Annotated in this window: 12 protein-coding genes and 1 pseudogene; 8 read left to right on the forward strand and 5 right to left on the reverse strand. The window is 66.6% G+C overall.

The window, feature by feature from the left end:
* The first annotated feature begins 66 nt into the window (after window positions 1-66).
* The 4 genes and pseudogenes from ABNQ38_RS04970 to ABNQ38_RS04985 form a co-directional block, all read left to right on the forward strand.
* Entirely contained in the window at window positions 67-1,008 is a 942-nt protein-coding gene (locus ABNQ38_RS04970) for a LysR substrate-binding domain-containing protein (RefSeq protein WP_377805994.1), read from the forward strand.
* Between the two features lie 161 nt (window positions 1,009-1,169).
* Window positions 1,170-1,925 (forward strand): SDR family NAD(P)-dependent oxidoreductase, encoded by a 756-nt coding sequence (locus ABNQ38_RS04975; protein WP_377805995.1) that lies wholly within the window; start codon window positions 1,170-1,172, stop codon window positions 1,923-1,925.
* A gap of 47 nt (window positions 1,926-1,972) precedes the next feature.
* Entirely contained in the window at window positions 1,973-2,974 is a 1,002-nt protein-coding gene (locus tag ABNQ38_RS04980) for a zinc-binding dehydrogenase (RefSeq protein ID WP_377805996.1), read from the forward strand.
* Between the two features lie 350 nt (window positions 2,975-3,324).
* A pseudogene (locus tag ABNQ38_RS04985) lies at window positions 3,325-3,447 on the forward strand (IS5/IS1182 family transposase); the annotation flags it as partial.
* Window positions 3,448-3,461: 14 nt separating this feature from the next.
* Here ABNQ38_RS04985 and ABNQ38_RS04990 read toward each other — a convergent pair.
* Together ABNQ38_RS04990 and ABNQ38_RS04995 are read right to left on the reverse strand one after the other, a co-directional pair.
* Window positions 3,462-4,538, reverse strand: a complete 1,077-nt coding sequence (locus tag ABNQ38_RS04990) for an alpha/beta fold hydrolase (RefSeq protein WP_377805997.1) — start codon at window positions 4,536-4,538, stop codon at window positions 3,462-3,464.
* A 185-nt stretch (window positions 4,539-4,723) separates the two neighbouring features.
* Entirely contained in the window at window positions 4,724-6,322 is a 1,599-nt protein-coding gene (locus ABNQ38_RS04995; RefSeq protein ID WP_377805999.1) for an ABC-F family ATP-binding cassette domain-containing protein, read from the reverse strand.
* On the opposite strand from ABNQ38_RS04995, the gene ABNQ38_RS05000 reads away from it, so the two are divergent.
* Window positions 6,321-7,085, forward strand: coding sequence for a TetR/AcrR family transcriptional regulator (locus ABNQ38_RS05000; RefSeq protein ID WP_377806000.1), 765 nt, complete (start codon window positions 6,321-6,323; stop codon window positions 7,083-7,085). The genes ABNQ38_RS04995 and ABNQ38_RS05000 overlap by 2 nt on opposite strands.
* 10 nt (window positions 7,086-7,095) lie before the next feature.
* Here ABNQ38_RS05000 and ABNQ38_RS05005 read toward each other — a convergent pair whose 3' ends face one another.
* Together ABNQ38_RS05005 and ABNQ38_RS05010 are read right to left on the reverse strand one after the other, a co-directional pair.
* Window positions 7,096-8,418, reverse strand: a complete 1,323-nt coding sequence (locus ABNQ38_RS05005) for a sensor histidine kinase (protein ID WP_377806001.1) — start codon at window positions 8,416-8,418, stop codon at window positions 7,096-7,098.
* An 11-nt stretch (window positions 8,419-8,429) separates the two neighbouring features.
* A complete protein-coding gene (locus ABNQ38_RS05010) occupies window positions 8,430-9,170 on the reverse strand; it encodes a response regulator (RefSeq protein WP_377806002.1) in 741 nt (246 codons plus the stop codon).
* A 226-nt stretch (window positions 9,171-9,396) separates the two neighbouring features.
* Between ABNQ38_RS05010 and ABNQ38_RS05015 the strand changes: the two genes are divergently transcribed.
* Window positions 9,397-10,167 carry an alpha/beta fold hydrolase gene (locus ABNQ38_RS05015; RefSeq protein ID WP_377806004.1) on the forward strand — a complete coding sequence of 257 codons (771 nt, stop codon included), beginning with the start codon at window positions 9,397-9,399 and terminating at the stop codon, window positions 10,165-10,167.
* A gap of 62 nt (window positions 10,168-10,229) precedes the next feature.
* Window positions 10,230-12,011, forward strand: a complete 1,782-nt coding sequence (locus ABNQ38_RS05020) for a cytochrome c biogenesis protein DipZ (RefSeq protein WP_377806005.1) — start codon at window positions 10,230-10,232, stop codon at window positions 12,009-12,011.
* A gap of 43 nt (window positions 12,012-12,054) precedes the next feature.
* Here ABNQ38_RS05020 and ABNQ38_RS05025 read toward each other — a convergent pair whose 3' ends face one another.
* Window positions 12,055-12,561: a MarR family winged helix-turn-helix transcriptional regulator gene (locus tag ABNQ38_RS05025; protein ID WP_377806006.1), complete on the reverse strand. Its 507-nt coding sequence runs from the start codon at window positions 12,559-12,561 to the stop codon at window positions 12,055-12,057.
* A gap of 696 nt (window positions 12,562-13,257) precedes the next feature.
* Between ABNQ38_RS05025 and ABNQ38_RS05030 the strand changes: the two genes are divergently transcribed.
* A complete protein-coding gene (locus ABNQ38_RS05030; RefSeq protein ID WP_377806007.1) occupies window positions 13,258-13,785 on the forward strand; it encodes a transposase in 528 nt (175 codons plus the stop codon).
* Window positions 13,786-13,807: the final 22 nt, after the last annotated feature.

The following is a 13,807-nucleotide window of genomic DNA, read 5'->3' on the forward strand; positions in this document are numbered from 1 at the left end:
TCGGATTCGCGCCGCAAATCGAGCCCGATCTTGCTCGTCCCGATCCAGAAACCATGGAGCTTGCGTTTGGACCAGATACTCGCGATCCGCACATTCGTCCGTGTCGCTGAAGCGGGCTCTTTTGCGAAAGCTGCGGACTCGATGAACCTGCCGCGATCGTCGGCCAGCAAGCTGGTGCAGGACCTGGAGGCGCATCTCGGAACGAAGCTGGTTGAGCGGACGACCCGTTCGGTGACCATGACGAACGAGGGCTTGGCCTATCACGAACGGGCGCTTCGGCTCCTGGCGGATCTCGACGATATGGATGGAACGGTCGCCGGTTCCCGCAGCACCCCGAAAGGAAGGCTCAGGGTCGACATCGGCTCCGTCCTGGCGAACCGGATACTCATTCCCAAACTGGATGATTTCCAGCGGCAATACCCGGACATCGATCTGCTGCTGGGTGTCAGCGACCGGTCGGCCGATCTCGTCGGCGAGGGTATCGATTGCGTCATCCGTGGCGGCGCTCTGTCGGACTCATCACTGAAAGCGAGAAAGCTGTGCGAGCTCGACTACGTCGTCTGCGCCGCACCGGGCTATCTGGCCGGAAAACAGGTGCCGACGCATCCGGACGAGATGGATGGCCACCGGATCGTGAGCTATTTCTCGGCGTCTTCCGGCAAGCGCTTTCCCCTTCGTTTCCAGCGTGGCGATGAGAAGATCGAGCGTCCGGCTTCGATCGGCATTGCGGTCAACGAGAGCACGGCACATCTGACCGCTCTGCTGGCCGGTCTCGGCATCGGGCAAAGCTTCGGTTTCTTCGCAAGGCCGCATTTCCAGGCGGGGACGCTTGTCGAACTGCTGCCGGAGTGGAAGCCGGAGAATCATGCCCTGCATCTCGTCTATCCGGCGGATCGGTTTCCAAACCCCCGGCTTCGCGCATTCGCCGATTGGGCGGCGACCGTGTTCGAGGCTGTCGATGCCCGACGAGGCACAAGGGCGACCGACATCATCCATCCCCATGGATAATGCCTCCACCGCGGGTAGCTTCTCGACGGCAGGATGACGGCTTAGGTTCATCTCATCGGACGGCGACGAAAGACCAAACGCCGGCGCCACTTTCCGAAGCAGTTTCAAGTTCCAACGGTCCCGGGCCGATCCCTTCCCCACGCCCTCAACAGGAAACCATCATGACCGACAGACTCGCGAACAAGATCGCAATCGTCACCGGCGCCACCAGCGGCATCGGCCTTTCGACCGCCAAGCTCTTCGCCGCCGAAGGCGCCCGCGTCTACATCACCGGTCGCCGCAAGGACGCTCTGGAAAAGGCCGTTGCGGAAATCGGTCACGCCGCCGTCGGCGTTCAGGCCGACTCCAGCAGCAACGACGATCTCGACAAGCTCTTCGCCCAGGTAAAGGCGGAACAGGGTCGTCTCGATGTGCTCGTTGTCAACGCCGGCGGTGGCAGCATGCTTCCGCTTGGCCAGATTACCGAGGAACAGATCGACGACACCTTCGGCCGCAACGTCAAAGCCGTGATCTTCACGGTCCAGAAGGCGCTGCCGCTGCTCGGCAAGGGGTCCTCGGTCGTGCTCACCGGGTCGACCGCGGGCACCGAAGGCACGGCCGCCTTCTCGGTCTACTCGGCCTCGAAGGCCGCCGTGCGAAACCTCGCCCGCTCGTGGGCGCTCGACCTGAAGGGCACCGGCATCCGCGTCAACGTCGTCTCGCCGGGCGCCACCCGGACACCGGGCCTCGTTGGACTGGCCGGTGACGACAAGGACCAGCAGCAGGGGCTGCTCGACTACCTCGCTTCGCGCATCCCGCTCGGCCGTGTCGGCGAATCCGAGGAGATCGCCAAGGCGACGCTCTTCCTCGCATCGGACGATGCAAGCTTCGTCAACGGAGCCGAACTCTTCGCCGACGGCGGACAGGCCCAGGTCTGACAGCAATGGGAGCAGCCACGGGCTGCTCCCCCACAGGAGACCTGGAAATGCGTGCAGCAGTCTATTTCAAGCATGGCAAGCCGGAAGACGTTCTTCAGGCAGTGGACGTCGCCGAGCCCGGCGGACCCGGTCGCGGCGAGGTCCTCGTCCGTGTCCTTCTTCGTCCCGTTCACCATGGCGATCTTCTTGGCGTGGCCGGGCGCTACCAGCCCGGCACCGTCCCGCCGGAAGACGGTGTTCGCGTTGGCTTTGAAGGCTATGGCATCGTTGAGCAGGCCGGAGACGGTGTGGCCCTGGCTCCAGGCACTCGGATCGCCTTCTTCCCCGGCCGCGGCGCCTGGAGCGAAAAGGTCGTCGTGCCAGCCGATTTTGTCACTGAAATCCCCGACAGCGTTACCGACGAAGCTGCGGCACAGCTCCACGTGAACCCGCTGACCACTGCTCTTCTCGTACGGGCGGTCGAGGCTTCCGGTGCGAAACCCGGCCGCGACGCCGTGGTTCTGACTGCGGCGGGTTCAGCCGTCGCACGACTGACGATCGGGCTTCTTCTTGACCGCGGATACGATGTTGTCGGCGTTGTTCGACGCGAGGCAGGCGTGAACGAACTCAACGTCGTCTTCCCGGACCTTCCCGTCGTTTCGACAAACGAATCCGACTGGCAGAAGCGGGTGATCTCGGCCGCGGACGGCCGGCCGGTAGGCGTTGTTCTCGACCCGGTTGGAGGCGAAACGGCCAGCATGGCAGCAGGCCTTCTCTCCCATGGCGGCAGCCTCATCTCCTACGGCGACCTTTCGGGGCAACCGATCTCCATTCCGGCACTCCACTTCTCGACGCGCGATATCCGCATCTCCGGGGTCACCGTTGGCCGTTGGGCGGAGCTGTCTCCGGAAACACGTAAATCCGATATCAAGTTGGCACTCGAATTGGCGGCTGGGAAACCGGAGCTCTTCCCGGTACAAAAAACCTTCGATCTCGCGGAGGTTGGTAAGGCCGCGGCCTTCGTCGAAACGCCGGGCAAGACGGGCACTGTCCTCCTTTCCTCTCGTTGAAAACCGTGTTGCAAGGAGGCGAGGAGGGTGAGAGATCGCTCCGCGAACTTCGTCGATCAACGATCCGACCCGAGCGGTGTGATCACTTTTGCGGTGGCTCTGTTGCAAAGTTTGCCGGCAGGTGCGAAATGATGGTTACGGGCGTCACCACCGACGCAATGTGTTCTGGAGTTCGAACTGCTGGCTGATGAACTGCGCGGCCTCGGCGAGCACACCGGGTCCAAGATCTAAGTCGCGTTCGACGAGGCGCGCCTCGCTCCGCAGCCACGGGTGATGTTGAATCTGGACCGTTGGCCTTTGCGGAGCGCCCGCATCACCTCAAAGCCCTTGATCGTCGCGTAAGTGCACCTGGCCGCCGCGGGTGGCAGCGGGCGGCCCAGTACGGCCGCCGCTCCTTGGGTGAGGTGGCGATGATGCGTTACAAGCAACCGATCGGACGCAACATCCGGACTCGTGGTCTGTCCACGCAAAAGCGGTCAGGTCCCGGTCAATTCTTGCCGACGTCCAATACGGCCTGTGCGAAGGCTTTCGGCGCCTCCTGCGGCAGATTGTGACCGATGCCGCCGGTGATCAGCCGATGCTCGTAGCGGCTGGTGAATTTCGCCCGATACATCTCCGGTTCCGGGTGCGGAGCGCCGTTGGCGTCGCCTTCCATGGTGATGGTGGGAACCTTGATGGTCGGGAAGGCCGCCAGCGCCCGTTCGAGCGCGTCATATTGTGCCTCCCCCTCCGCAAGGCCGAGCCGCCAGCGGTAGTTGTGGATGCTGATGTCGACATGGTCGGGATTGTCGAGGGAAGCTGCTGACCGGTTGAAGGTGGCGTCGTCGAAGGCCCAGTTCGGGGAGGCGAGCTGCCAGATGAGTTTCGCGAAGTCGTGTGTATACTTTGCGTAGCCGGCCCTGCCGCGTTCGGTGGCGAAGTAATACTGATACCACCATTGCAGCTCCGCCTTCGGAGGCAGCGGCGCCCGGTTGAGCTCCTGGCTGCCGATCAGATAGCCGCTGACCGACACCATGGCCTTGCAGCGTTCCGGCCAGAGTGCGGCCATGATGTTCGCTGTCCTGGCGCCCCAGTCATAGCCGGCGAGAATTGCGGTCTGGATCTTCAGTGCATCCATCAGGGCGATCATGTCGGCGGCAATCGCCGCCTGCTGGCCGTTGCGCGGCGTCGCGGCGGACAGGAAGCGCGTCGTGCCGTAGCCGCGCAGATGAGGAACGATGACGCGGTAACCGGCCCCCGCCAGGATCGGGGCCACCTCCACATAGCTGTGGATGTCATAGGGCCAGCCGTGCAGGAGGAGGACCACCGGCCCGTCGGCGGGGCCATCCTCGGCGTAGCCGATGTTGAGCGGTCCGGCATCGATCTGCCTCAGCGATTTGAAGCCGGTGGGCGAGGGGGAGCCCGCCGCCGGCCGGGCTGCAGGGGGTTCCGCCGCCTGCGCCCGTCCCGTTCCCAGCCCAAGGCCGGCGGCGGCCGCTGCGAGGGTCGCCGTGCCGATGAAGCGCCGCCGCCCGTGGTCGACCAGGGCCGTGCCGGCGGTTTCCGTCTCCAGTTTCCGTGTCATCTCTCTTTCCCCAAATGTGTTCGTCCGTCGCCGCAACATGAGATGCCGATGTATCCCCCGCATGTCCGGCGATCGGACATGGTGAAAGCCTTTGTACCTGCCGGCCCGTCGGATACAGTGGGATACAAAGTCCCGATGGGGGTAACCGACCCGACCCTGTGCCGGATCGGCGAGGCCGGCGCTGGCTATGGGCTCCCGCCGCCCTGTGGGTCGAGGCTCAGCCGTTGTTCGATGCCGATGTTGGCCATGAAGTCCTCGTCATGGCTGACCAGCAGGATGGCGCCGTCATAGGCTCTCAACCCCGCCTCGATGGCTTCGACAGAGTCGATGTCCAGATGGTTGGTCGGCTCGTCCAGGATCAGCAGCGCCGGTGGCCGCGGTCCGCCCAGCGTGCAGGCGAGGCCGGCGCGCAGCATCTGTCCGCCGCTCAGCGTTGCCACTTGTTGCAAGGCGGCGTCCGCCCGGAACAGGAAGCGGGCGAGGGCCGCCCGGCAGGCATTGTCGGTTGCGCCGGGATTGAGGCGCCGGAAGTTGTCGAGTATCGACATGGTGGGATCGAGGATGCCGACACTCTGGTCGAGCATGGCGAAGCCGACGACGACCGACACCGTGCCCCGGATCGGGGCGAGCCCGCCGGCGACCAGTGTCAGCAAGGTCGTCTTGCCCGACCCGTTGGGCCCGACGATGGCGACCCGTTCCGGCCCCTCCATGGTGAAGGAGAGATCGCGGATGATCGGATGGTCCGGGTCGTGGCCAGCGGTGACGTTGTCCAACCGCAGGACGATCCTGTTGGCCGGAAGCCCGGTGGGTGGCAGCGCCACCGAGAAGTCCTGCAGGATCTCGATGCGGGACCGCGCCGACGTGAGCGCCATTTCGGCCTCCGCGCGCTGGCGGTCGGCCAGCTTGGCGCCGGACCCCCGGCTGGCCTCGGCATTGCTCTTGCGCGCGCCCAGCAGGATGCGGGGCATGTCGCCTTGCGCCGCCTTCCGTGATCCGGCCGCATCGCGCCGGTCCTGCCGTTCCGCCGCGCGTTGCGCCTTGCGCCGGACCTCCGCCGCCTGCTTTTCGGCGTGGGCCAAATCCTGCTGCGCCGCCTCCAGTTCCGTCGCCTTGCGTTCGCGATAGCGCGTCCAGTTGCCGCCATAGCGGGTGGCACCCAGCGAGGTCAGCTCGACGATGGCGTCCATCCGGTCAAGGAGTTCGCGGTCGTGGCTGACCACGATGGCCCCGGCCCGCCAACTGGCGAGGAGGGCGATCACCGCCTCGCGGCCTGAGCGGTCGAGATTGTTGGTCGGCTCGTCGAGCAGCAGGAAATCCGGTGCGGCGAAGACCGCTGCGGCAAGGCTGGCGCGTGTCCGTTGGCCACCAGAGAGTTCCGCCAGCCGGGTATCGGGGCCGGCATCGAGCCCGACGCGGGCCAGGGCGGCGACGACGCGCTCCGCCAGCGTCCAATCGGCGTCCGCCAGTTCCTCCGCGCTTGCCGTCCCGACCTCGGCGCGGTGCAGAAGGGTGAGCGCCTCGGTCACGCCGAACAGGTCCGCCACTGTTTCCCGCTCGGTGGGCCGGACCGCCTGTTTCAGCAGGCCGAGCGTGCCGGTGACCCGGACGCTGCCGGTAAGCGGCTGAAGCTCTCCGGCGACGAGTTTCAGCAGGGTCGATTTTCCGACGCCGTTCCGTCCGACGAGGCCGGTGCGCTCTTGCCCGAAATTCAGGACGACACCGGTCAGGACGCTGTGCCCGTCCGGAGTTGCCCAACCGATCCGGGAAAGGGAGATCGATGCCATGCGTCGCCCCTTGTTGATTTCAGGATATCGACACGCAATCGTGCTGATATCAGACGGCGATGGAAAACGCAACGGACCTGTGCTGTTTTGTTGGTGGATGGAGAGCGGAAGGGACGTGAACATGGACACCGGCGGACGCAAGCCAGGAGGACGGCCGACCAGGGAGCAGGCCGCGGCCATCGATGCGCGCATCCTGGATGGCGCCAGGGCCGTCTTCTGCCGCAAGGGCGTCGCCAACAGCGGTTTGGAAGAGATTGCGGCCGAACTCGGTGTGTCCAAGCACACGCTTTATCGCCGTTACCCCAACAAAGCCGCCCTCCTTGAAGCGGTGGTCGAGCGCGATGTCGGGCGGTTCCGTGACGCCCTGCTGTCCGTCGCCGCTGGCGAGGGTGGGGTAGGAGCGCTCGACGCGCTGCGCCGCGCCGCGTTCCGCTATGTCGAGATCGGGTCGTCGCGCGACTATGCCGCCTTCTATCTATCCGTCAGCGCCGAGGCCGCGGTTTCGCCGGCTCTCCGGGAGCGGCTGGCATCCTGGTCGCGCGATGCGCTGGAGCCGCTGGTCGGGTTCGTCGCCGCCGCCCAACGCGCAGGCGAATTGCGACCGGGCAATCCAGCTTCGGTCTGCGGGGTTCTGATCGACCTGCTGGAGGGCGTCAACAACCGGATCCGGCTTGGCGATGATGGGACGGCGGGCGGACCGTCCCTCTTGCGTCTGTTCGAGGAGCGCTGGGCGGTCTTCACTGCTGCCTTCGGAAACGGCTAACTCTCCCCTGTCAGCCGAGCGTCACCTCGGCACAAAGGCCGCCCACCGGCCGGTTCCGCAGCGTCAACGACCCGCCGATCGCCAGCGCCAGCTGGTGGGCGATGGCCAGTCCCAGGCCGGTTCCTCCGGAATCGCGGTTGCGGGACTGTTCCAGCCGGTAGAAGGGCTGGAGGACGGCGGTGAGTTGATGCTCCGGAATGCCGGGGCCGGTGTCCTGGACGGCGATGCCGATCCGGCCGGCGTCGTCCCGGGCCACCGTGATCTCGACCTCTCCGGCGAATTTCAGGGCGTTGTCGATCAGGTTGGTCAGGATGCGGCGCAGCGCGTGCGGCCGGGTGGTCAGGACCGCGCCCGAGAGCCCGCGGACGGTCACCGGCTTGCCCATGTCCTGATAGTCGAAGGCGAGGCTTTCGACGAAGGACCCGACATCGATGCGGGCCGGAGTCTCGACATCGCCATGGGCGCTGCGCGCATAGGCCACCCCTTCGCGCACCAGCCGTTCGATCTGCGACAGATCGCGGAGCAGCCGCTCCTTCTCCGGACTGTCCTCCGCCATCTCGACCCGCAGCGCCATGCGGGTGATCGGCGTCTGGAGGTCGTGGGAAATGGCGGCGAGGATCCGCACGCGCTCCTCCAGATAATGGGCGATCCTGTCCCGCATGGCGTTGAAGGCGGTCGCGGCATGGGCCACCTCGCTCGGTCCGTCCTCCGCCAGCCGTGCCGACGTGCCGCCGGGATCGAGCGTTTCGGCAGCCTTGGCGAAGCGCGCCAGCGGGCGGATCGCCTGCCGCACGGCAAGCCAGGTGCAGAGGACCAGCAGCAGGAGCTGGCCGGCCAGCAGCAGGGGGACCCAGGCGGCGAGTGGCATGAGCGCCGGCGTCACGTCGATCGTCACCAGGGAGCCATCGCGAAGCGTGACATGGGCCTGGAGATGCGGGTGATCACCGGGAATGGCTTCGACCACCACTGGGAAGCCGGGGCCGGCACCGCCGTTGATGGCGCGGGCGATCTCCGCACCGCGGCTGCCCAGGTCCGGCACGCCCGGCAGGCCGGGACCAAGCTCGTAGCGGTAGGTGCGCCGTTCCAGCACCGCCAGCCAGCGGCCGCGCTCCTCCGGTGGCAGGCGGTCGAGCAGGGCGACCGAGGTCGCCACATCCTGTTCCAGCGTGCCGAGCATCATCGCCTTGGCAGCACTGGTGCGCTCCAGGAACAGCGCGCCGAAGGACAGGCCATGCGCCAGGACAAGCCCGGTCAGGAGGATGAGGAACAGCCGCCAGCGCAAGGTGCGGGGCAGACCCATGACGTGGCCGAGCCGGTGGATTGCGCCGCTCATGACCGTGCCTCTCATGGCCTTGCCCTCGTGATCTCCACCGGCATCGCCAGCACATAGCCTTCGTTGCGGACCGTCTTGATGTGGCTGGGCTCGCGCGCGTCGTCGCGCAGCCGCTGCCGGAGCCGGCTGACCAGCAGGTCGATGGACCGTTCGAACAGCTCCGCCTCGCGCCCCTGCGTCAGGTTGAGGAGCTGGTCGCGCGACAGCACTCTTTGCGGGTGGTCGAGGAAGACGCGCAGCAGCCGGTATTCGGCACCGCTCAGCGCGACGGCCGTGCCGTCCTGGTCGAGCAGATGGCGGGCAACGGTGTCGAGCCGCCAACTGCCGAAGCTCAGCAGCTGTCCGGCCTCGCTGATCTGGAGGTTGGGCGGCAGCATGCGCGCCCGGCGCAGGATCGCCTTGATGCGGGCCAGCAACTCGCGCGCCGCGAACGGCTTCGCCAGATAATCGTCGGCCCCCATCTCCAGGCCGAGGATGCGGTCCATCTCGTCGTTGCGCGCGGTCAGCATCAGGACCGGCGTCGCGGCATGCCGGCCGGCACGAAGCTCCCGGCACAGAACCAGCCCGTCATCGCCCGGCATCATGATGTCGAGCACGATGAGGTCCACCCGGTCGCGCTCCAGGAACGACCGCATCTGCCGGCCGTCGGCGGCGAGGGTCACACGCAGGCCGTTCCGCTTCAGATAGCCGGACACCAGTTCCCTGATGTCCCGGTCGTCATCGACGATCAGGACGTGGTCGATGTGATCCATTCGGTCGAACCCCGCTGCTGTTCGGCGATCTTATGACGGGCAAATTCCTGCCGACGTCCGGCGGTTTGTGTCCATCTGTATTCGCCCCGTCGGCTGATACATGCCGGTACAAAAATCCCCCTGCCGCAAGCCGGCATCCGCATGGTTCCGTCTGGACAGTCTGCCTTCCGTCAATGTACTTATCAAAATAATAGTTATGACGCAAATGACATGAGGGGATGCCTCCATGCTTCCATCCAAATTTCCGGCTGCCCTGTTCGGTCTGGCCCTGTCGCTCGCCGCTCCCTGGTCGCCGGCCGCCGCCGCTCCGGTGAAGTCGGTGGTCATCGTGCATGGCGCCTTCGCCGACGGCTCGGGCTGGCGCAAGGTTTCCGACATCCTGACCGCCAAGGGCTATGCCGTGTCGATCGTCCAGCAGCCGCTGACCTCGCTCGGCGACGATGTCGCGGCAACCCGCCGCGTCCTTTCCCTTCAGACGGGCCCGGCCGTTCTGGTCGGCCACAGCTATGGCGGGATGGTGATCAGCGAGGCCGGGAACGACAGCCATGTTGCTGCCCTGGTCTATGTCGCCGCCTTCGAGCCCGAAAAGGGCGAGAGTCTCGCCAAACTGGCCGAGAGCAAGCCGGTGGCCGGCGCCGTGCCGGATGCCGTCAAGGCCACCGCCGACGGCTACCTCTATCTCGACCCGCCGGCCTTCGCCGGTGCCTTCGCCGCCGACCTTCCGCCGGCAGACGCGGCCTTCCTCGCCCGGTCCCAGGTGTTCGCGGCCAAGGACGCCTTCACGACACCGGCTGGTGACCCGGCATGGAAATCGAAGCCGAGCTGGGCTCTGGTGGCGACCGCCGACCGCTCGATCAATCCCGAATTGGAACTGGAGATGGCCCGCCGGGCCGGCAGCCATGTCCGGTCGGTCGAGGCCAGCCACGCCGTCTACGCTGCCAAGCCCGAGGCCGTCGCCGCCCTGATCGTCGAGGCCGCCGAGGCGGTCTCCCAGTGACCTTCTACTGATTTGCCGGATCGGGTGCCGACCCGCACTCGGCCTGTCGAAAGGGTTCAGTCATGATCCTCTTTCTCGTCTCCTTCCTGGCGGGCGCCCTGACCATCGTCAGCCCCTGCATCCTGCCGGTCGTGCCCTTCATCTTCTCCCGGGAGGGGCAGCCGCTGTTCCGCGGTATCCTGCCGATGCTGTTCGGTATGGTGGCCAGCTTCGCCGGGGTCGCCACGCTGTCCGCCGTCGGCGGAGGTTGGGCGGTCGAAGCCAATGGTGCCGGGCGGGCCGCCGCCATCGCGCTGATGGCCGTGTTCGGATACACGCTCCTGTCTCCCCGCGCTGCCGCGGTGCTCAGCCGTCCGCTGGTCGCCGCCGGCAACCGGATATCCGGCCGGGCCGGCGTCGCCGGATCGCTTGTGCTGGGTATCGCCACCGGGCTGCTCTGGACGCCGTGTGCCGGGCCGATCCTCGGGCTGGTCCTGACCGGTGCGGCGCTTCACGGCGCCAGCCTGCAAACCACCCTGCTGCTGGCGGCCTATGCGGCCGGTGCCGCGACCTCCCTGGCGCTCGCCCTTCTGGCCGGCGGCCGGGTGCTGGCGGCGATGAAGCGGTCGCTCGGTGTCGGGGAGCGTCTCCGCCAGGCACTCGGCATCGCCGTCCTCGCCGGTGTCGGCGTCATCGCCCTGGGGCTCGACACCGGGCTGCTGGGCCGTCTGTCCTATGCAGGCACGTCCGGTGTCGAGCAGTCGCTGATCGACCGGTTCGCCCCTGCTGCCCCCTCCGCCGCTGCCGAAGCGTCGGCTGCGCCGGAGACGTCCGCAACGGGGCTGGTGCTTGCCGATGCCCGGCGGATCTATCGCAGCAGCCTGCCGGTCGAGGGCGTTCTCCCCTCCTTGGACGGTGCGACGGACTGGCTGAACTCACAGCCGCTGACCACGGCAGATCTGCGTGGAAAGGTCGTGCTGATCGATTTCTGGACCTACTCCTGCATCAACTGCATCCGGACGCTGCCGTATCTGCGGGCATGGGCGGAGAAGTACCGGGACCAGGGGCTGGTGGTGGTCGGTGTCCATGCCCCGGAGTTCGCCTTCGAAAAGCGGATCGGCAACGTGCAGAAGGCGCTGCGGGATTTCGCCATCCCCTATCCGGTGGCGATCGACAATGACTTCCGCATCTGGCGGGCATTCGGCAACAGCTATTGGCCGGCCTTCTATATCGCCGACGCCACGGGGCGGATCCGTCACCACCAGTTCGGCGAGGGCGGGTATGAGCAGACCGAACGGGTCATCCAGGACTTGTTGGCAGAAGCCACCAAAGGCCAGACCGCAGGGAGCCAAGCCGGCGAGGGCGGGCTGGTCAGACCGGCGGGGCAGGGGGCGCAGGCGCCCGCCGACCTCGACGACATCCGCTCCGGTGAAACCTATGTTGGCTATCGGCAGGCGGCTAACTTCGCCTCGCCGGAGCGGGACGGCATCGACCAGCCGCGGGACTACACGGTCGGCGCGCTGCGGCTGAACCACTGGGGGCTTTCGGGCAACTGGACGGTCGGGGCCGAGCAGGCCCGGCTGAACCGGGCGGGCGGGGCGATCGTTTACCGCTTCCGGGCGCGCGACCTGCACCTCATCCTCGGTCCCGTCCAGGACGGTAAACCGGTCCGCTTCCAGGTCACGATCGACGGCATGCCCCCGGGGTCCGATCACGGAACGGACACGGACGCCGAGGGCTTCGGCACCGTTTCGGAAACCAGGCTCTATCAGCTGGTGCGGCAGGCGGGCGCTGTTCGGGAACGGACGTTCGAGGTGCGTTTCCTCGATCCCGGCGTCGACGCCTACGCCTTCACCTTCGGTTGAGGAGAAGCCCGCATGGCCCCCGGACCTCCGCATCCGATCTGTTTTACTTGCTGGCCTCCCGCAGGTTGTTGCGCAATCGGGCGACCGCTCTCTGGAGGGCGCGGAACTCGTCGGGCGGAAGTCCGGAAGCCTTCACCGTCAACTCGCCGAAGCCCAGGCCCTTCTCGCGAAGCTGCCGGCCGGCCTCGGTCAGAGAAACGCGGACGCTGCGTTCGTCCTCGTCGTCGCGCATCCGCGTGACATAGCCCATCGCCTCCAGCCGTTGCAGCATCGGCGTCATGGTGCTGGGCTCCAGGAACAGCTTCTCGCTGAGGCTCTTGACGGTCTGCCGATCCTCCTCCCACAGGGCGATGATGGTGATGTACTGGGGATAGGTGACGCCAAGCTGCTCCAGCACCGGCTTGTAGACCCGCGAATAGGCGAGGTTGGCCGAATAGATCGTGAAGCACATGAAATCCGCCAGTCTGGCGGTTTGCGACCTCCCGGCCGGCTCAGCGGCCGACATATCGGAGGTGGGGGCGGTGGGTGTGCTGGCGGTCTTGCGGCTCATGGCGTCACCGGAAAGCTCGGTTGTCCCGATCACCATCGCCGCACCCGCTGACCTTGGCGGAACGCCGATGTGATTACGATCATAATGATTATCACACATCCACTGTAGGAGACAGCACGATGCGCACCCTTCTTGCGCTGGCGGCGGCCATCGGGCTCGCTGCCGCCCCCTGCGCTTGGGACGACGATCCCCGCGAGGCGCCCTCCATCCTGGCGCTGCTCTCGCGACCGCGGCCCCTGCTTTCCTCTGTCGCACCCTTTCCGTACCTGCCTGCCGAAGTGTCAGCAGCGGTGACCACCCCCCAACCGTGACGACGAAGACATGAAGCTGTTCGAAGACCGGTTGGCTCCGCTGTTGCCCATGTGCGGATCGGGCCGACGCTGAAGGGGCTGGAGGTTGAAAGCGTCCCGACCTCCATCTTCGGTGAGCCGTGGATATGGATGAACTGGTGCGGCTTGGTGCCCAAACTGGTGCCCCTTATCAGGGTCGCGACCGGAGGGGCTGTTCGTCCGCTTCGACGAGGCCCTGACGGAGCGTGGCTACTTCGCGCCAGGCGGCCAGATCGTCGACGCCTCCATCGTTTAGGCGCCCAAACAGCGGCTGACCAAGGAGGAAAAGCGGCAAATCCGTGACGGTGAAGACCCGCCCTGGCCACCGGCCAAGGCGCGCCAGAAGGACACGCAGGCACGCTGGACGGTGAAGCGGGGACGGTTCAAGGCGAAGCCGGGACCGACGCTCGACGGGTCCGAGGCGCGCATGGTGGAGGGGGTGCCGATCGCGGCTTCCGGCTACAAGTCGCACATCACCGTCGACCGCCGGTTCCGCCTGATCCGGCGCTTCATCGTCACCGGCGCGGCGCGGCACGACGGCGCGCAGTTGCCGCGCCTGCTCAACCCGGACGCCTTCGACAGCCGGGTGTGGGCGGACAGCGCCTACCGTTCGAAGGCCAATGAAGAAGCCATCGCGGCGGCGGGCCGCCGCAGCATGGTGCATTTCCGCAAGCCGAAGGGACGGCCGATGCCGGGGCCGCACCAGCGCGCCAACCGCGCCCGCTCGGCGGTACGGTCCGCCGTCGAGCATGTGTTCGCCGACCAGAAGGAGCGCATGGGGCTGTTCATCCGCACCATCGGCCTCGGGCGCGCCACGGTGACGATCGGCATCGCCAACCTTGCCTACAATTTCCGACGCCTGATCTGGCTCGAGGGGCGCACTGCGCCCGTTTAGCGCCAAAACCGCTGCATATTTC

The sequence above is a fragment of the Azospirillum sp. A29 genome (assembly GCF_042604625.1).
Taxonomy (GTDB): Bacteria; Pseudomonadota; Alphaproteobacteria; order Azospirillales; family Azospirillaceae; genus Azospirillum; species Azospirillum palustre.